This is a genomic window from Pseudomonas sp. SDO5532_S415, assembly GCF_054071155.1.
On record NZ_JBSVWS010000014.1, the window covers coordinates 45,377 to 63,905 of the forward strand.

An 18,529-nucleotide genomic window follows, 5' to 3' on the forward strand; every position below is an offset into this window, starting at 1 on the left:
TGACGTGGGGAAGGTTTTAACGGTTTGGCTTCGAGAGGAGTTCGGTCATGGCATTGGTCGGTAGGCGAGATGGGCGCAATTTCGGCTATGGCCGGCAATTGAGTTATGCAGGGCCACAGGCGTTGCGCGATCTATTTGGCGGTGGACATTACGGGACGGTCAAGGCGCACAGTGATCGTTGGCAGGCGTTTGTACGCTGGTGCCGGTCGGAGGATGGGCCAGGGTTTAACGATGCGCGGCAGATTGATCGGCAGACCTTGCTGGACTACGCCGGATGTCTGCGCCAGCAAGTTGAAGATGGTGAGTTGGCCATCGCGACCGCGCAAAACCGATTATCCAGTGTGAACCGGACCAGGCCGCGCTGCGCGGTGATCAATATGTGAAAGTGCCAAGTCCAAGCAAAGCATTGGGAATGCAACGCTCCCACACTCGCACAGCAGTTTCCCAAGGTCAGGATCGCGAGCAAATAAAGCGAATCGTCGATGCGCTTTGCGAACACCAACTCGCGCGCGCGGCGGCCATTGCACTGTTGGCACGCGCCACTGGGATGCGCTTGCGCGAGGCCATTTTGGCCGACATTCCACGCCTGAAGCGTGAGGCCGAACACTACGGCAAGATCAACATCCAGAATGGGACCAAAGGTGGCCGTTCGGGGGCGTCAGCTCCTCGTTGGGTCAAGGTGGATGAGAATATCCATGAAGCTCTCAGGCATGCCGAAAAGGTCTCACCCGATGGCAGCCGAAACCTGCTTGCGCCGAACGAAAGCTATATGGATTTCCAGCGAGGTGCCGTACGCCCAGCACGAGATGTTCTTCACACCCAGAACCTAAAAGGCTTCCACGAACTGCGCGCAGCCTATGCATGCGAACGCTACGAGCAGATTACCAATCATTTAGCGCCCATCAACGACGGCAGGTGCAGCCAACTTGATCCAGGGCTTGATCGAGAGGCACGCTCACAAATCAGCTATGAATTGGGGCACGGTCGCATCGGCGTAGTATCGGCGTACATCGGTGGTCAAGGATGAATAAGCCATTCAACATGGAGCTTTTTCTGCTAGGGGTTCTGACCGGTTCTTACGCCACACGCAATCGTCACCTACGCCAATCAAAGGCCATCCAAGTAGCGATTTCTAAACGCTGGCACCGAGATAACCCATGGACCTGGCAGCAAAAGCATCTCGACTGGTTTTTAAATCACCATGTGAAACATCGCTCCAAGTCAACGCGCTATTACTATCTGCTGACAGTGAATCTTCTCATTCGTCGCTTAGGAAAATCCTGGAAATTCAAAGTACTAGGTGAAAATTCGTATCCATCGCGAACCTCAGGTGAGGTGCACTTGACCACCACAGATCGATTTAGATTGACCTGATCGAGGTCATTGGGCCAGCATTGACATAGGGTAAAAAACACTTAATGGAGATGTAGCTTTGTCAATTTTCGATAGCGTAATCCAAGAGCACGATAAGAAAAAAGCAGAGATGGAAGCGCGCATTGCAGATGCGCAGGCGCTCAAGCAAGCAGCACAAAATGATTTCGTAGAAAAGTTCAACGCAACGGTATCGAGTGTTGTAGAACCGATCTTCGCGGAGTTTGTCGCAGATGCAAAAAAATATGGCTTCCCGGCTGAGGTAGAGGAAATTCGCAGTAGAGAGGAAACTATTTATGTTTCCTTACGTTTGATCCCAGAGAAAGGGGCGGTTTTTGGAACAAATAGAAGTGCCCAAGTAGTGTTCTCAATCAACGGAATGATCACCTCTCAGAAAGTAGAATATGTAAGCTATTACGATCAGCGTCCCGGGAAACACGGGACCGACCGTACTGATTTTGGACTACCCTCCCTAAATAAGGACGTTATCGAGCGTGAACTTGCCAAATTTTTGAAGATGGCAATACACGCGAGAAGCGTACCAGAGCAGTACTGACACCACTCGGCATCGCAATCACCGATACACGGAATGTCCTTGCAGAACACGTGTTGCCTTATTTTGACTACCTTCTTTAGCTTTTATCGGCCCACGATTGCAGCAAAAAAAGTGATGGGCGTTAGCGTTGACTTGTCAACGCTAACATTCGAACCCCGCGGGGGCCAACGGCCAGGCCATAGCTAACTCCACGGATCATTTTTCAGCCGGCACACTTTCCGTACCAGAAACGACTCGTAATTCGAGGACAGACCACGATTCCTAGCTTAAATGAATATGCAGACGCCAAATTAATCGTGGTCTGTCCCCGTTTTTTTTCTCCGATCTCTGGATGTTTTTTCGGACGACAGAAATCAAGCTAATTTACTAATTCCCAAGATGCCCTGAGGAATAAATAAATCCAACTTTCAATAAGGACAGACAAAATTAGTACACATTAACCCTAGGTGCTATTTTTATTCTATTTAAAATATCAATATCTTCTTCATACTCCTGCTGAGTCAGCAGCATCACCGAGAGTTTAATACCAAACAACGACTCAAACTTCTCTTTATTTATATCATTGCAGCCCCTCAAGCTAGCCCACGCACGGGTACCGGGGCCTTCATAACTGCAGATCATTAAATCACAGTCGCCATAAACTCCGTCGTGTCGAGCAACACTACCAAAGATAAAGGCCAACTTAATGGCCTTCACGTCTGACTGATATTTGTCTCGTAACCAAAGCCTATACACATCTCTACGTTTAATAGGAGTCTCCGGCGTGTAGAATTGCAAAAAACTGCTTCATATTATCTAAAACTCTAATATTCCTCGTTCGACCGTACATTTTAGCCGCACCAGTAACCTTGCTGAAATGTGAAGGCACGATTAATGTAACCCCGAGGCCGGCAACTCGGTCAATGACATCATCCCCGATCAAATACTCTTGCCCGTCGGGAATATAAACAATCTCCTCGGCCGAACCACCACTTTCCAACCTATATTCGATTTTTAGACACCTTCCTCCCGGAAACGAGGTTGATATAATCCTATCGTGATTCTCAATCTGTGCCTTCAACCATTGAACACCCATTATGCACTGAGCTCCTTTTCCTTGCTCTTAAGTTTACTTATTACCAAACTGCGAACTTTAACTATGTTACCAAGTAATTCCTTCGGGTAGGGAAACTTTCCATGCAGGCTGTTGGCCTGTTTTCTAAAAAGCATATAAGACTGAGCATGCTTTACATAATAAAAATAGTTATCAAGATCATCCGATGGGTCAATTAGATAAGATTTTGTTTTTATAATTTCTACTATCGATTCATTATTAGGCAAAATGACTTCATTGACTATATCATCCCAAAGCTCAGCAGCCTCTCCTCCTTTATAAAAATCTTCGGGAAATGTTTTAGGCCCTAGCGACTGAAACATATCATAATTAGTACTAACCAACGCATTTAGCGGGTCATAGAATTCGGATAGCTGATTTTTAATATGTTTATACGAATCAACCGCAAGTTCTTTCTTTATGGCTGCCTTGGATGCTTCTCTGAGGTTATAAATTGACACGAAGTTAGTAACAATTAAGGCAATCAGAGGCACCCATATCAAAAAATCTACTGGACTCAAACTAGACCACCAAGAATCCGAATGGATATCCGTCTCCTTTTGATCAATATATCCCGTAGGATTTGGCCGTAGGATTGGGGTGATTTCTTCCAATCCATACGTAAAATCATCGTCCACAACCGTAGAACTAGGATCATGATAGCCGATGATTGCTCGATCAAACTTCAGCGCAGGTTGTTGCAAACTCAAAACCTGCATATCACTTGCTGCAGCACTGAAATTTAAAAGAAGTAGCCATCCCAGCCAAATAAAACTAGAGATAATTCTCAGACGACCGAGAAAACACACAACTGTTTTCAACATCCTTTTAATCCATTAAAAATAAAGTAGCAACTGATCACCAAAATCAATTTCTGCCATCAATCGTAAACTATAACCATATAAGTCTGCAACACTTGCCAGACACAGTCAATTATCAACCCGAGAGTTTTAGACTTACAGTCTGACATGCCCAAATATCCAAAATAACTTTACTATTTCCCTACGTACCTGCATCGGCATTTTGCATCACAAGGGTATCAGTAGAGATAGAAATCACATTACAGAAAAAATAATCCCTATAAATCAATAGATTAATATCCGATTCGACTCCTGGTGCCACCATACAAAACAAAACCCTCGTAGAAATACGAGGGCTTTGTTGTTTCTGGCATTCAGAAATCCGACGCCTACCCCCCGTAACCCTGTAGACCGTCTTGACCCTCAACCCGCACACCCAATCTGCCTGCACACCCGCCCGTTACATTTTCACTTCAGCATGAAGTTGACGCTCCCCTCCAGCTACCTATAATGCACCCCAACACACCCGCCAAGCCTAGGTTGACCCAGTCAGCAAGCTCAAATCGTGCGGGTTTTTTTTGCCTGGAGAAAACTACATGAGGCCCTTCGACAAGCCGGCCCTTAGCGTAGAACAGCAATTGGAACTGCTGAAGCAACGAGGCCTGCACGTCGCCAACGACGATCGGGCCATGCGTTTTCTCGAAGTGGTCACGCTGTTTCGCCTGAGCCCCTATATGCGCCCCTTCCAGGAGCCAGACCCTGAACACACCTTCAAGCCCGGTAGCACCCTGAAAGCAGTTGTCGACATCTACCGCTTTGATGGTTCGTTGCGACGCATAACCATGGATGCCATTGAACGTGTCGAAGTCGCCATACGAGCGACTATCAGCAATCACATGTGCCCTAAATATGGGCCTGACTGGATAGCTGACGCGTCAGTCTTCTCCTCGTCATACGCGCATCTCGAGTTATTGCGCCCACTGCGGGAGCAATTGAATAAAGAGCGCAACAAACTCAGACGTGATATTGAGCGCATAAAAAATGGTCGACAGGCCGAAGGGCTCCAGCAACAGCGGATCGAAAACCGCATGCGCGATAACTACTTCCGATACTACGGAGCGACCTATACCCACCCTGAGCTGCCGCCCGCTTGGGCGGTTCTTGAAGAACTCAGCCTTGGGACTGTATCTACCCTCTTCAATGCCATAGGCAGAAGTGCCGATAAGAAAGCTATCGCCGCCAGATTCAATCTGCCTTTCGATGTATTGGCCTCCTGGCTACACACCCTGACTTTCATTCGAAACTGCTGCGCCCATCACTCACGGCTATGGAACCGAGAGCTCTCGATACGACCGGCCTTACCCAAAGAGTGGGTCATCCAAAATGCACCTGCCGACCGGCCTCAGCCCAAGCAGCGGCTATACATCGTATTGACGATACTGGCCTATCTAACCGACTTGATCAGTCCAGACAGCCAGTGGAAGCTTCGCCTGGCCGAAATCATGGATCAGCAGGAACTGGGTTATTTGAGACTCATGGGATTTCCAAATGACTGGAAACGTCAGCACCAATGGTGTTTGGAATAAGGAAGTCAGAAACTGAAGGTGCCGCCTCCACCATCTCCCGATCTAAAAATCCGATCACTTCAAAAAGTGAATGCGCCCACGCTCAATTTTTCGCCACCCGCTTCTTGCTTGATCCGTCCATGGGTACTCCACAATGGTCAGCGTGGTTCCGTTTCAAAACCTAATCCGCAACACCGTGCGCCAAATATTTTTGAGCAACGATCGCCGGTGTTTTTTCCAGTTGCGCTCCCACCACTCATCTTCATTGATGGCGACCTTCAGAATATTACTGCCTGCCACAGCTGCCCCGTGCTGACGAAAAAGCATGGGGAATACGCAATGCTGTTTGATTTGCTGCTTGAACACGACATCGACCGGCTTGCCGGAGTAAGGCGTTTCGGCCAGGACCTGACACCCTTCGCGAGAGATGATGTAGGCATGGAGCGCAACCACTTCACCCCGGGCAACGAATGGGAACCACGTCAGCCACGTTCGGCCCATGCTGTATCCCAGGTGCAGTGACTGGAATTTCTTGCCCCGTACAAACCGATTCACCCATCGGACCTGCGTGGCGCAAAGTTTGTAGGGTTTCGCGTCGTCCTCGAAGATCAGGATTCTTTGCCAATTTTCAGCCAAGGCCAACCTGGCGAGTGCTTGATGCGACTCAAAACAGCCCTGGACCGGGTCGCTGCAGCGTTCGGTAACAAAGAAATCTATCGGATTGGAAATCTGGGTTGCGACTGACTGTTGGAACAAAACACGCCGGTCTTCGCGCTCACTCAATGAAATGCAGAACACGCGATCAACGTCGAAAGAGACCCTTTTTATTGCGGTCCCCATCAACGACGGTCCTCCCTTGGCAGACAGATCGACACGCGATGCAGCTTCAAATACTCCACTCGAAATCCTTCATTGCTCCTCCCGTGACCCCGTGCCACGGAAAAGAGCCAATGATCATCATGAAGTCGCCACTTCGTATGTCAGACGCTTCTGAAAATGCAGCCCCTCACCTCACTTACCCCCAAAAAACAAAGCCCTCGTAGCAATACGAGGGCTTTGTTGTTTCTGCCGTTGCAAAACCAGGTCTTAGTGACCCGCGCTCTGACCGCCATCAACGTGCAGGATTTCGCCGGTGACAAACTTGGCGCCGTCCAGGTACACGACTGCGTTGGCGATGTCATCGATATCACCCATGTGACCGACCGGGTGCAGGGCGCCCAGCGCGGCGTGGGTTTCTTCGCCGTGCATCGGGGTTTTGATGATCCCAGGCGAAACCGCGTTTACCCGAATGCCGCGCTTGGCGTACTCGATGGCCAGGGATTTGGTCGCCGCGTTCAGGCCACCTTTGGTCAGCGAGGCCAGTACCGATGGCACGCCGTCGATGGCGTGATCAACCAGGCTGGTGGTGATGTTGACGACGTGGCCGCTGCCATTTTTTTCCATCTCGGCGATGGCCAGTTGGGTGATGTAGAAGAAGCCGTTGACGTTGACCGACAACACATTGGCGTAGTCTTCAGCGGTGTACTGGGTGAACGGCTTGGCGATGAAGATGCCGGCGTTGTTGACCAGAGTATCGATACGGCCGAAACGGGCGATGGCTTCACGAATCACGCGCTGGGCGGTTTCTGGTTCGCCGATATCGCCTGCCACCGTGAGGATGTCCGGATCGGTGGACGGCTTGATCGAACGCGAAGTGGCGACGATCTGGTAGCCGAGTTCACGGAAGGCCTTGACCATGCCGTCGCCAAGACCTTGGGATGCGCCAGTGATGACGATGACTTTTTTCGAATGGCTCATGATGTATACCTCTAACAATAGTGGGATTTGAAATTCGATGAATCAGGCTTCAGCAGGGGCCGTCGCCATTTGTCTCAACATTTGTTCGTAGTACTCGACCGATTGCGAACCGGACACCAGGTGACGGCCGTTCAACACCATGGCCGGGACCGAATTGATGCCGTGCTGCTGGTAAAACGCCTCAAGCTCACGCACTTCCTCGGCAAAGGCACCTGACACCAGCACCTTTTGTGCACGGGCCTCGTCCAGTCCCGCTTCACCCGCCAACCGCACCAGCGTCTGCTGATCACTCGGGTTCTGGCCTTCGCTGAAGTAAGCGCGAAGCAGGATTTTCTTCAGCGCCACCTGACGCCCTTCCTCCAGTGCCCACAGCAACAAACGGTGAGCGTCGAAGGTGTTGTAGAAGTGCGTGCGCTTCTCCAGATCGAACTTGAAGCCAATGGCCGCACCGCGCTCGATCTGCATCTTTTTGCCGGAAGCGACGTCCTCGGCAGTGCGCCCGTATTTGCGCATCAAGTGCTCGACGGCTTTCTCGCCTTCGGGCGGCATGTTCGGGTTCAGCTCGAACGGCTTGTAAGTCAGCGCTACCGAAACCTCGCCCGCCACGTTCTCGATCGCCTGCTCCAGCGCCGTAGCGCCCAGTGCGCACCATGGGCACACCACATCGGAGATGAAATCGATGGTCACCGACGCCGTCATGACTGCCCCTCCTCCGCCAGTTGCTTGCGGTATTGGGTGGTGGTGATCCCGGCGTAGCCCCAGTTATCGGTGTCGACTTCCTCGATCACAATGTGGGTCAGGTCTGGGCGCTTGTTGAGGACGCGCTCCAGTGTTTCAGTGATTTCGGCGATCACCTGAGCTTTCTGCTCAGTGGTAACGCCGTCGCGGGTGATGCGTACGCTTACGAAAGGCATTGAGGAATCTCCAGTGACCTGCCCGTCGGGGTGATGGGTAGGTGTTGGAGCTCAATGTAGGGAGTTCGCTGGAGGGGATAAAGGTGGGGACGGGAACATCATTAGTTACGTGGTGTAATGAGTATCCATTGCCGGTAATAGCCAGCACTTTACGCTCGGCGGCCAATATTGAACTTGAAAAGGTCGAGCAGTTGGGAAGCCTGGCTTAGGCAATTTTCAACAAAATTTCGTCTGCGGAAGGTGATGCCAGGGGAATTTTCTCAATCGATGCGGCCGCTGAATATTCGAAGGCTGTAGGTCGAGAGGTGCGTATTGAGGAAATTCAGCCGGTTGTTATTGCACCAGTTGCCGAGAATATCGTCATGCGACGGGGCTGGAATTTATGCGATTACGGATCAGTTTATTCAAGAAATTTGGTTGGAGGAGAGAGCGTTGATCGAGGCGAGTTAGGGGAACAGAGTTCGACTCCAAAATCGATCATTGCCTTCTCCTATAGAGCCACTATAAATTCGAGAGCATTGTAGTCTCTGGAATAAAAGAGAGCCTTGGTATATTTGCACGCAAACAATCCCGAGTGAGTTCCGCGTGATGTTCGCGACACTTACATTACACAGGAGGGGTACGCGCTGCCCCCTGAACCTTCATTACATAATACAACATATTATTTTGATGAAACCTCCGTGGCGTACTGCTTAAGAGAGTCATAAACTTTTTGCTCATACACCCCGGGTGAAAAAGGAACCGAGTTTGAAAAATAGGTATTCCCACGAACATCAACAACATAAATAGTGGCAGGCGAAACATTACCTAAGAATGTTTTAAAACGCTGCCTATCTGCCGGATTCATTGTTTGCAATTCATCTGACTGAAAGCGAACCACCTTGAACGATTTTGATTGCAATTCAGCTAAATTGGACGACGTTTCATATCCGCTAAGCTTCATACTTACATCAAGATAATTTCCGTCCCCTAGATTTGCTCGCAGCAGACCCTGCGGCTTCAAAGATGTCGCTCCCGCCCCCCGATTTCCTATCGCCGCGGTAACTTCTAGCCGTGCCAAGTCAGGCAGTACGGTTGTTTGATATGAATTCCACTGCTTCTCTGCCTTTTCCAGAAGTACCGCAAGATTAGTGTTTCTATCTCGCCCGTCCTTAATGAGTTTTTTGGCCTTTTCACGCAAAAATGCTATACGACTTGAACTACCTTGTAACTCCTCATCATTTGAAAAGAACGGATTGATTTTACTTATCAGCTCCGTCAGAGACAACTCCTCATTTGCCCCCGAAGCAATATCACTTAACTGACGATCTGCTCGATCAACTTCTACAGTAGCCGAATCAAGACTATTTCTTTTTATTTGCAATTGACGCTTTATTTCTTCCACCGAAGTGCCATTATCTTGCCTGGGAAAAATCCTACTATTAGCATCCAATAACTCAGCAAGACTAGAAAGCTCTGTAATACGAGGTAGATCCAGTGGTTTTGAACTGGTCGTCGTCACCGACGTAATCTCAACGGTGACATCCGGCTGCTTGAAATCAGTAAAATTTGCCGCGAATGCTATGACCGCAACAATAACACCTGTAAAAAACTTCCATGTGGAATTTATTATTTTCTTTAGCCCACCTAAAAAATAACTCATTAGAATTATCCTCCCTACACACTGTTATTAGCATAAGGCCGTGAATGATTCTGCCTGTTAAAGCTTACAGACACATAGCATAGCTGTAGATTTTGACATCTGGTCGTCTACAGCTTTTAAAAAGATAAACCTGAGAAAACAGCTATAGTTGAAGGTTGTGTTTGTAAGCTATTAACGACGCTCCATGATCTAAATCACAGGCATGAAAAAGCCCCGAGACCATCGGGGCTTTTTGCATTTCGGCTGTCCTGATACTTGAGGTCTTAACGTGTCGCAATTTTCCACTTTTTGCGACACGTCTTGGGAACATGTCGCTGGGGACGACATGTTGGCGACACGTGTTACCAAAAATGGATTTTGGCGACATGAGTGCTGTGGTGAGGGAATGTGCGTGTTGGGTATCAGATTTTTGGGGCAGCTACGCAGCCCAACGCGAGCAAGCTCGCTCGCCACAAAAAGCAGGAAATCAGGCGACGTCCACGGTTTCCACAGTGATTTGCGCAATCGCGTGAAACGGCGCTAGCGCGGCTTCATCGGCGGAGGCACCGGTGATCAACCGCCACTCCCGCTCGATCGGCGTCCAATGTTGCTGGCGAGCGCGACCCAGTTTGTCGGTGTCGGCGAGGACGACGATTTGGGCGGCACGTTTGATGATGCACTCCTTGAGATACGCCTGCTGCGCACTCGCTTCGCACAAGCCGAATTCCGCGACGACGCCGTCCGCGCCGAGGAAGGCTTTGTCGACGCTCAACCGGCTCAATGTCAGCTCTGCCAGCGGTCCCAACGTGCTCATGCTCGAACCGCGCAAATCGCCGCCGATCAAGGTCAGGCGAACACCGGGTGCGTTGGCCAGGGTCATCACGGCGAGCAGGTTGTTGGTGACTACGTGCACGTCCTGGCGCGAGCACAGGTGATGGGCCAGTGCGGCGCAGGTGGTGCCGCCGTCGAGCAGGACGGTGTCGCCGTCCTGAACGTGGGCCGCTGCTGCAAGGGCGATGGCGTCTTTCTGTTCCCACTGGCTGGTCTTGCGCTCTTCCAGCGAGGCTTCCGGCTCATGGACGCCCACCACCGCGGTGGCGCCGCCATAGGTGCGGACCAGGTGCCGCTGTTTGGCGAGCATGGTCAGGTCGCGTCGCACGGTTGCTTCCGAAACCCCGAGCGCCGCGCTCAATTGCTCGACGTTGGCATCACCGATGCGCACGAGTTCGAGGATGGCGCGGTGGCGTTCGGACACTTTCATGGCGGGTCTCGTTGTTGGGACGGTGGTCGATCTTACACGACAGCGCCGCCGCCGCTCATCCCCGTCGCGTGGCCAGCTCCGCACCCTGACGCAGTGCTTCGAGCAGGCTGCGTTCATCGGCGATGCCCTTGCCGGCGATATCGAAGGCGGTGCCGTGGTCGACCGAGGTACGGATCACTTCCAGGCCCACAGTCACGTTCACCCCGGCTTCCAGCCCCAGCACTTTGACCGGGCCATGACCCTGGTCGTGATACATCGCCACCACCAGGTCGAAGTCACCGCGTCCAGCGCGGAAGAACAGCGTGTCGGCCGGCAACGGGCCGGTCACGTCGAGGCCACGTTCCTGCAGCAGCTTCACCGCCGGGATGATTTTTTCTTCCTCTTCGCCATAACCGAACAGGCCGTTTTCACCGGCATGCGGGTTGATCCCGCACACGCCAATTCGCGGGCGGGCGATGCCGGCCTTGATCAATGTGGCGTTGCCGCGCTCGATGGTGCGCTGGACCAGGCCCGGCTCGATCTTGCGGATCGCGTCGATGATGCCGATGTGGGTCGTGACGTGGATCACCCGCAGCTGCGGCGCCACCAGCATCATCGACACTTCGTCGACGTGGGTCAGGTGCGCGAGCATTTCAGTGTGACCAGGGTACTTGTGACCGCCGGCGTGCAGCGCTTCCTTGTTCAGTGGCGCGGTGCAGATCGCGTCGATCTGCTTGGCCTCGGCCAGCTCCACGGCGCGGGCGATGTACTGATAGGCGGCGTCCCCGGCAATGGGCGACAGCTCGCCGAAGGGCAAGTCATCGGGGATCAGGTCGAGGTCGATGCAGTCGATGGTGCCGGCCTCGTAGCGCGCCTGGGAGGCGTCTTCGATGCGGCGCACTTTGGCGCTGCCGCCGACGATCACATTGGCCTGCTCCAGGCGTCGCGCGTCGCCGATCACCAGCGGCCGGCACTGTTGGTAGACGATGTCGTGGGTCAGGCTCTTGACGATGATTTCCGGACCGACACCCGAAGCGTCGCCCATGGTGATGCCAATGATGGGGAGATAGTTGCTCATAGTGTTCATTCGAGTCCCTGGATTCGTGGGCGTTGGAGCTGGGAGCGATCGTTGATGTCGCTCAGGTGTTGCCATGCCGCATACAAGGCGCGGTCTGTGCCGAACGCGCCTGCCTTGGTAATGATTGCCGGGCGATAGCCGTGGCGGGAGGCGCTGGGCCGACCGAAAGCCACGCCCGCTTCGACTTCCGCCAGCAGTTGCAGGCTGTCGATGCCGACGGTGGTCAGAATGGCCCGCGCCGTCTCGCCGCCCGTGGCGATCAGGCCGCCGACCTTGGCGAAGTGCGGTTCGACCATCTCAGCCAGCATGGTTGAAAGGTGCGCCCCTTCTTGCGGGTCGAACGCTTCGTCGCGGCCGATGCGCAGCAGAAGGTCACTCCAGCCTTCGAGCTGTTCGCCGATGCGGGCCTGCCAGGTCGCCCAGTCTGGATGCTTGCTGCCTTGGCGCAGAACGGCGGGCGGAACGATCAATTCGCTCAGTCCAGCCTGCGTTTTCAATACCGTGCATTGCCGCTCACAGACGCCGGAGAGGCTGCCAACCATTACTAGAGTCGACGCCGGATTTTTCTCGCTATCGGTGCTGTCGATACGCTGATTCGATGTATGGAAAAAGTCGGGCAGTTGGGCGATTTCCCGCGCCAGACCACCCGAGCCAATCCAGAACAGTGCTTGGTCCAGTGTCGCGGTCAAACGCGCCAGGGTCAGCAAATCGTCTTCGGTCTGTGCATCGACGATCACTGCCTGCGTATTACTGCGGGCGAGTTCGGCGAAATAATGCGCGAGTGCATCCGGGTCGCCGCGCAGGGTATAGAGGTCCAGTTTTGCGGTACTCAGGCCGGTGGCGACGAGCATGGCTTCGACATCCGCCGGGCGGTCGGCGTTTTCCAGCTTCCAGGTATCGGTGGTCTCCAGCGGCTGGCCGTTCACGAATACCCGACCGCCGCGCAGCGTGCGCCCGGTGGCGGGGAATGCCGGGGCGACGATGGCCAGCCCCGCCAACGGTTGCAGGGCGGCGACTTCCGCCGCCCAGTTACCGCGCAAGGTCGAATCGATTTTCTTGTACAACCGTTGCCCGGGTTTACGCAGCGCCTTGAACGCCGCGACAGTGCGCTCGGCTGCCTGCTCGGGCGACAGGCGTCGCGTGTCGGTATCGGCGGCGATTACCTGCGCATCCGGCTGATCGTTCAAGGCGTCGAGCGTCACCACGGTCTGCAGCCCGACACTGGCAAAGCCGATGGCGCAATCCGCCGCGCCGGACAGATCGTCGGCGATGATCAGAATACTCATCGCAAGGCTTCCCGCTTTTGCGGTTTGAGGTCCGGCTCGGGGACCACGGCGGCGTTGCGCTGCTGCACGCGTTTGGCGACGGCAGCGGTGAGTATCGGCGCCAGGATCGCGGTCACCACAACGCAGGCGGCTACCAGTATGGTCGCGCTCTTGGCCGCCTCGGCGTAGACCGGGTTTGCGGCTGCAATCAGCGCAGGTACGGCGGCGGCATTCCCGGCAGTGGTGGCTGCCGCAACACCCGCGACACCAGTGCCACCGGTCAAACGATCAGCAAAAAACAGCGGGATACCGGTCAGCACGACAACCGCGACACCCATGGCGAGGCCCAACAAACCGGCTTGCCACACGTTATGCAGATCCAGGCTCGCACCAAGGGCCAGGGCGAAGAACGGGATCATCACCGGCACGGCCTTGGCCAGGAAGTCACGCATGTCACGGTCGAGGTTGCCCAGCAACATGCCGAGGGCCAGCGGCAGGATGCTGCCCACCAGCGTCGGCCAGGGAAAGGCTGACAGACCGGCAATACCCAGCGTGACCATCGTCAGAAAGGGCCCCGACTCCAGCGACATCACCGAATAGGCACCGACATCTTCGGAGCGGCCGTACTGCCCCATCAACGCCATATACAAGCCGCCATTGGTGTCGTTCATCGCAGCGACCACCGCCAGTGTGGAAATGCCGGCGAACAGTCCTGACGAAATTGGCTGCTCACCCAGGAATTGCCCGAGCACGATGCCCAGCAGCATGGCGATGCCGACTTTGGTGATGAGCAGCGTACCGCCCTTCTTGAGCAGATAAGGCGTGGCCTTGATATTGATGCTCGCGCCCATGCACACGTAGAACACCGCCAGAATGGGCAATGCACCGGTGAACAACGCGTTGGTGAAAGAACCGAAAAACTTGGGGGTGTCAGGCGTGAAGGTTGCGACCAGCGAGCCGATCAGCAGGGGCACGATCATCATGCCGCCGGGGATGCGTTCAATGGTGCGCTTGATAGGAATCTGGGCCACGAGGGTCTCCTTTTATAATTGTTTGGTAAGACGTGTATCACCTCGAAACTGACTGAACTGATCATGAAATGATTAGCTCAGTCAAAATAATCTTAGGGCATTGCCTCATTTTGCGCAATTCAATCAACAAGAATGCTCATTTCGATCATCCAAGGTGAAAACCGTGACGGCGGTAGACCATTGCATTGCTCCTGAGGCGCAGACCAGAGCCTGCAGCGCCCATAAAAAAGCCCCGAACCAGTCGGGGCTTGTTTTTTCCCGGCCTTGAATCAGGCCTCGATAACGCAACCGATCATCAGAAAATGTTGATCGGGTAATCCACGAACACACGCACTTCGTTGCCGCTGACGTTGTATTCGCTCGATTTCTGCGACACGCGCAGGATGGAGCTACGCAGTTTTACGCTCAGGTCTTTGGCCGGGCCGCTTTGCACGACGTACTTGAACTGGTTGAAGATTTCACGCTCGGTACCGCCCTCGCTGGTGGACGTGGTGATGTTGTCACCGCGCACGTAGGCGAAGTTGTAGCTCAGGCCCGGAACACCGAAGGTGCTGAAGTCCAGGCCGTAGCCCAGTTGCCAGCTGCGTTCGTCTTCGGCGTTGAAGTCGGACCAGTAGGAGTTGGCCAGGTAGATGGTGTTGCCACCGTCGCCGACGCGGTTCTGATCTTTCTGGTAGCCACCGTACGGGTAGCCCAGGTTGCTGTCGCCGGTGCTGCGCTGGTAACCGAGGGTGAACGAGTGCGGGCCGGTGGCGTAGATTGCTGCCAGGCTCCAGATTTTGTTGTCGTCGCCTGTAGCACCGACGTCTTCAGCATAGGAACTGTCCAGCTTGGTGCGGTAGCCGTTGAAGTCCAGGGTCAGGGACTGATCCTTGGCCAGCGGGAACACATAGTTGGCGTTCACGTATTGCTTCTTCAGCACGTCTTCGACGTCGGAGGCGTACAGGGAAGCCTTGAACTGTTCGGTGAACTGGTAGCTGCCGCCCAACACGTTGATCGACTTCAGGCCACCGCTGTCGTGGCCTTCAGCGCTTTTACGCGATTCGGCGGTGAAGCGACCGGCGTTCAGCTCCAGGCCCTTGATCTCCTTGGAGGTGATCAGGGTGCCGGTGTAGCTTTCCGGCAGCAGACGCACAGTGTCGTAGCTCAACACCGGCAGGGCCGGCATCTGGTCGCCGTAGGTCAGCGTGGTGCTGGAGAGACGGAACTTGACGGCGGCGCCAGCTTTGGCGAGGTCGTCAGCTGCGCTGCCGCTGTCACCTTGTTTAAAAAAGTCGATGCCTTGTGCGCCGCTTTTGCCCTTGCCACCGTCCAGACGCAGTGCGTACAGACCGAAGGCATCCACCCCCACGCCCACGGTACCTTGGGTGAAACCGGACGAGAACGTGCCGATAGCCGCTTGGCCCCACTCGGCTTTATCGTCCCGGCCATCTTTGAAATCACGGTTCATGTAGGCGTTGCGCAGCAGCACTTTGAGGCTGCTGTCTTCGACAAATCCCTTGGATTCGGCCTGGTCGTTAGCCATGGCCTGTGAAGCGCTCAAAATCCCCAGAGCGATCAGGCTGATTCGCTTGTTCAACATTTTATTTTCCTTATTACGGGTTGAAACGCGCTGTGTCGAACGGCTGAAACGGCACTATCGCGCTCTTTTTTCATTCCGCAAACAAAAAAGCCCGCCCACGATCACTCGCGGCGGGCCTTTTTATTATTTTAGGGTCATGGCGGTCTGCCACAGGCGTTGGCCGAATCGTAGCCGTGCCCTTAACGATGTGTCAATTTCATGAATCGTCTGGAATTAGGCGAAAATCGTCTAAGAAATGACTTTACGCGGCAGAATCATTCAATTCCGTTCCGTTTATTTAACCGTTGAATCACCCAGCATCGAGCTGAAAGTAACAAAATAGACACAATTAGAAACAATCCATCAGGGGAACCAATAAAGAATAATTAACAGAAGTAAATAGCAAGCATTACCATTCGCACCGCTTCAGCTGCCCCCTAAAAATCCTACGGATGCGTTTTTCAATGCCTGCCCCTTTTCGCGTTTTGCCCTGCAGTCTTGGGCTTTCTGCTTTGCTGTCTGCCGGTTTTTCCTACGCTGCACCTACCACTTTACCCGCCACCGCCATCAGCGCCGAAGCCGAGGCCGATGACCCGCGCGTGAAAGAAACCAACACCGCGACCCGCACCAACACGCCGGTGCGCTATGTGCAACAAGCCATCGACTCGATCAAAACCGCGAACGTCGTCGATTACGGCACCAACGATCTGGGCACCGCCCTCAGTGGCATTCCCAACGTCAGCAGCGGTGCTGACACCCGCTTCGACAGCCTGCGCATCCGCGGTTTTGACGCCAGCAACGACTTTTATCTCGATGGCATCCGCGACGACAGCCAGTACGTGCGCGACTTGCACAACATCGAACGCATTGACGTGCTCAAGGGGCCGGCCGCCGTGTTGTACGGCCGTGGCAGCCAGGGCGGGATCGTCAACCGGGTGAGCAAGCTGCCGGAATTCGGCCGCCGCTCAACCCTCGAAGCACAGGGTGGCAGCGACGATTTGCGTAGCCTCTACGCCGACCTCAGCACCGACCCTTCCGAGAACATCAGCCTGCGCCTGAACATGGGCAACATGGACCAGAACAGCTTTCGCGATGGTGTGAGCGGCAATCGCCAATTGTTCGCGCCGTCGATGAGCTGGCAACTGACTCCCGACCTGAACTGGCTGGTGCAGTACGAATACAGCCGCTATAACCGTACGCCGGATCGCGGTATTCCCGGGGTAAACGGCCGGCCAGCGGATGTAGACCGCGATACGACCTACGGCAGCGAACACGATTTCATCGATGACAAGTCGCAATCCCTGCGTTCGAAACTCACCTATGAACTCAGCGACAACTGGCAGCTGCGCCAGACCCTGGGTGTGTTCAAGCTCAACAGCGATTTCGACAACACCTACCTGACCGGCTATACCCCGGCGACCAACCGGGTCACGCGCCAGCGCTGGCAACAGGACCTGACCACCCGCAACGTCTACAACAACGTTGAGCTGGAAGGCGGTTTCGATACCTTCGGCCTGGAGCATCGCCTGCTGACCGGGATCGAGATCGGCAGCCAGCGGCGCGATCCGACCTTGTACACCGCCGCCACCAGCGGACCGGGCAGCTCGCCTGTACCGTCGCTGGACCTCAACAACCCCAATCGCGATTTGCGCCACACCGGGCGCATGCAGGTTTCCAGCAGCTCACACACCGAGGTCGAAAGCCGCGCGGTGTATGTACAGGATCAGCTGCAACTGAACGATCAATGGCAATTGCTCGCCGGTTTGCGCTACGACACGTTTGACATCGAATCGACCAACAAGCTGCGGGGCATTTCCGAAGACCGCGACAGCCACAGCACCAGCCCCCGTGTAGGACTGGTCTGGACGCCGCTGCAGAACCATTCCTTCTACGCCTCCTGGTCGAAGACATTCTCGCCGGTCGGCGGTGGTTTGATCGGCATCACGCCGGGCGCCGCGGGTAACACCAACGACCTCAGTCCCGAGCTGACCCGGCAGAAAGAAATCGGCGTGAAGAGCGACTGGCTGGACGATCGCCTGAGCACCACACTGGCGATCTACGAACTGGAACTGTACAACCGCCGCACCAGCGACCCGAACAACCCGACCATCACCCTGCTCTCCGGCCTGCAACGTTCACGCGGGATCGAGCTGACCGCCACCGGCAAGATCACCGGCAACTGGTACGTGCGCGGCGGCGTGGGCGTGCAGGACGCAACAGTCGAAAAGGACAACAACGGCTTTGAAGGCAAGCGCATCAGTAACGTGGCCAAGCACAACGGCAGCCTGTTCCTGACCTGGAAACCGGAAATGGGCTGGTACGCCGAGACCGGATTGACCCTGGTGGGCGACCGTTATGCCGATAACCTCAACACCACGGTCCTGCCGGGTTATGGGCGCTGGGACGCATTGACCGGGTTCCGGCACAAGGATTGGGATTTGCGCGCAGCGCTGAACAACATCACCGACAAGACGTATTACTCCTCGGCGACCAGTGCGGCACAGATACAGCCGGGGGAGCCGCGTAGCGTGGTGGTCACTGGAACCTACAGTTTCTAAAACTACTGCATAACCCTGTGGGAGCGAGCCTGCTCGCGAAAGCGGTGGGTCAGTCGACATCGATGGTGGCTGACACACC

The 18,529-nt window shown here is 54.5% G+C and carries 16 protein-coding genes and 2 pseudogenes; 6 read left to right on the plus strand and 12 right to left on the minus strand.

What is annotated here, in order from left to right:
* The first annotated feature begins 47 nt into the window (after positions 1-47).
* The 3 genes and pseudogenes from ACW9HW_RS06700 to ACW9HW_RS06710 all read left to right on the plus strand — a co-directional run bounded on the left by ACW9HW_RS06700 (position 48) and on the right by ACW9HW_RS06710 (position 1,927).
* Positions 48-1,027, plus strand: a pseudogene (locus ACW9HW_RS06700) (integrase domain-containing protein).
* The gene (locus ACW9HW_RS06705) at positions 1,024-1,374 is read left to right on the plus strand and encodes a hypothetical protein (RefSeq protein ID WP_457399024.1); all 351 of its coding nucleotides are present in this window, start codon (positions 1,024-1,026) and stop codon (positions 1,372-1,374) included. The pseudogene ACW9HW_RS06700 and the gene ACW9HW_RS06705 overlap by 4 nt, the downstream one beginning before the upstream one ends.
* Positions 1,375-1,432: 58 nt before the next feature.
* Positions 1,433-1,927, plus strand: a complete 495-nt coding sequence (locus tag ACW9HW_RS06710) for a hypothetical protein (protein WP_024778028.1) — start codon at positions 1,433-1,435, stop codon at positions 1,925-1,927.
* Between the two features lie 745 nt (positions 1,928-2,672).
* Here ACW9HW_RS06710 and ACW9HW_RS06715 read toward each other — a convergent pair.
* Both ACW9HW_RS06715 and ACW9HW_RS06720 read right to left on the minus strand, forming a co-directional pair.
* On the minus strand, positions 2,673-3,002 hold the full coding sequence (locus tag ACW9HW_RS06715; RefSeq protein WP_024778026.1) for a hypothetical protein: 330 nt from the start codon (positions 3,000-3,002) through the stop codon (positions 2,673-2,675).
* Positions 3,002-3,844 carry a hypothetical protein gene (locus ACW9HW_RS06720; protein WP_457399026.1) on the minus strand — a complete coding sequence of 281 codons (843 nt, stop codon included), beginning with the start codon at positions 3,842-3,844 and terminating at the stop codon, positions 3,002-3,004. Before ACW9HW_RS06720 ends, ACW9HW_RS06715 begins: the two co-directional genes overlap by 1 nt.
* Before the next feature lie 572 nt (positions 3,845-4,416).
* Here ACW9HW_RS06720 and ACW9HW_RS06725 point away from each other — a divergent pair.
* Positions 4,417-5,406: an Abi family protein gene (locus ACW9HW_RS06725; protein ID WP_457399028.1), complete on the plus strand. Its 990-nt coding sequence runs from the start codon at positions 4,417-4,419 to the stop codon at positions 5,404-5,406.
* A 153-nt stretch (positions 5,407-5,559) separates the two neighbouring features.
* On the opposite strand, the gene ACW9HW_RS06730 is transcribed toward ACW9HW_RS06725, so the two are convergent.
* From ACW9HW_RS06730 to ACW9HW_RS06745, 4 genes are all read right to left on the minus strand, one after another.
* The gene (locus tag ACW9HW_RS06730) at positions 5,560-6,225 is read right to left on the minus strand and encodes a hypothetical protein (RefSeq protein ID WP_457399030.1); all 666 of its coding nucleotides are present in this window, start codon (positions 6,223-6,225) and stop codon (positions 5,560-5,562) included.
* Between the two features lie 246 nt (positions 6,226-6,471).
* A complete protein-coding gene (locus ACW9HW_RS06735) occupies positions 6,472-7,182 on the minus strand; it encodes an SDR family NAD(P)-dependent oxidoreductase (protein ID WP_137805891.1) in 711 nt (236 codons plus the stop codon).
* Positions 7,183-7,224: 42 nt separating this feature from the next.
* Positions 7,225-7,881, minus strand: a complete 657-nt coding sequence (locus ACW9HW_RS06740; RefSeq protein WP_457399031.1) for a DsbA family oxidoreductase — start codon at positions 7,879-7,881, stop codon at positions 7,225-7,227.
* Entirely contained in the window at positions 7,878-8,096 is a 219-nt protein-coding gene (locus tag ACW9HW_RS06745) for a tautomerase family protein (protein WP_056852134.1), read from the minus strand. Before ACW9HW_RS06745 ends, ACW9HW_RS06740 begins: the two co-directional genes overlap by 4 nt.
* Positions 8,097-8,224: 128 nt before the next feature.
* Between ACW9HW_RS06745 and ACW9HW_RS06750 the strand changes: the two are divergent.
* A pseudogene (locus ACW9HW_RS06750) lies at positions 8,225-8,546 on the plus strand (ATP-binding protein); the annotation flags it as partial.
* 211 nt (positions 8,547-8,757) lie between these two features.
* Here the strand turns inward: ACW9HW_RS06750 and ACW9HW_RS06755 are convergent.
* The 6 genes from ACW9HW_RS06755 to ACW9HW_RS06780 all read right to left on the minus strand — a co-directional run bounded on the left by ACW9HW_RS06755 (position 8,758) and on the right by ACW9HW_RS06780 (position 15,913).
* Positions 8,758-9,738: a hypothetical protein gene (locus ACW9HW_RS06755; protein WP_457399034.1), complete on the minus strand. Its 981-nt coding sequence runs from the start codon at positions 9,736-9,738 to the stop codon at positions 8,758-8,760.
* Positions 9,739-10,204: 466 nt separating this feature from the next.
* Complete coding sequence (locus ACW9HW_RS06760) at positions 10,205-10,978, minus strand: DeoR/GlpR family DNA-binding transcription regulator (protein ID WP_457399036.1); 774 nt, start codon at positions 10,976-10,978, stop codon at positions 10,205-10,207.
* Positions 10,979-11,033: 55 nt separating this feature from the next.
* Positions 11,034-12,035: a 4-hydroxythreonine-4-phosphate dehydrogenase PdxA gene (gene pdxA, locus ACW9HW_RS06765; RefSeq protein WP_095192348.1), complete on the minus strand. Its 1,002-nt coding sequence runs from the start codon at positions 12,033-12,035 to the stop codon at positions 11,034-11,036.
* A gap of 5 nt (positions 12,036-12,040) precedes the next feature.
* Positions 12,041-13,321 carry a four-carbon acid sugar kinase family protein gene (locus tag ACW9HW_RS06770; RefSeq protein ID WP_457399038.1) on the minus strand — a complete coding sequence of 427 codons (1,281 nt, stop codon included), beginning with the start codon at positions 13,319-13,321 and terminating at the stop codon, positions 12,041-12,043.
* A complete protein-coding gene (locus ACW9HW_RS06775) occupies positions 13,318-14,331 on the minus strand; it encodes a 2-keto-3-deoxygluconate permease (protein ID WP_095192350.1) in 1,014 nt (337 codons plus the stop codon). The genes ACW9HW_RS06770 and ACW9HW_RS06775 overlap by 4 nt, the downstream gene beginning before the upstream one ends.
* Positions 14,332-14,626: 295 nt before the next feature.
* On the minus strand, positions 14,627-15,913 hold the full coding sequence (locus ACW9HW_RS06780) for an OprD family porin (RefSeq protein WP_457399040.1): 1,287 nt from the start codon (positions 15,911-15,913) through the stop codon (positions 14,627-14,629).
* Between the two features lie 443 nt (positions 15,914-16,356).
* On the opposite strand from ACW9HW_RS06780, the gene ACW9HW_RS06785 reads away from it, so the two are divergent.
* Positions 16,357-18,450, plus strand: coding sequence for a TonB-dependent receptor (locus tag ACW9HW_RS06785; protein WP_457399042.1), 2,094 nt, complete (start codon positions 16,357-16,359; stop codon positions 18,448-18,450).
* Positions 18,451-18,529: the final 79 nt, after the last annotated feature.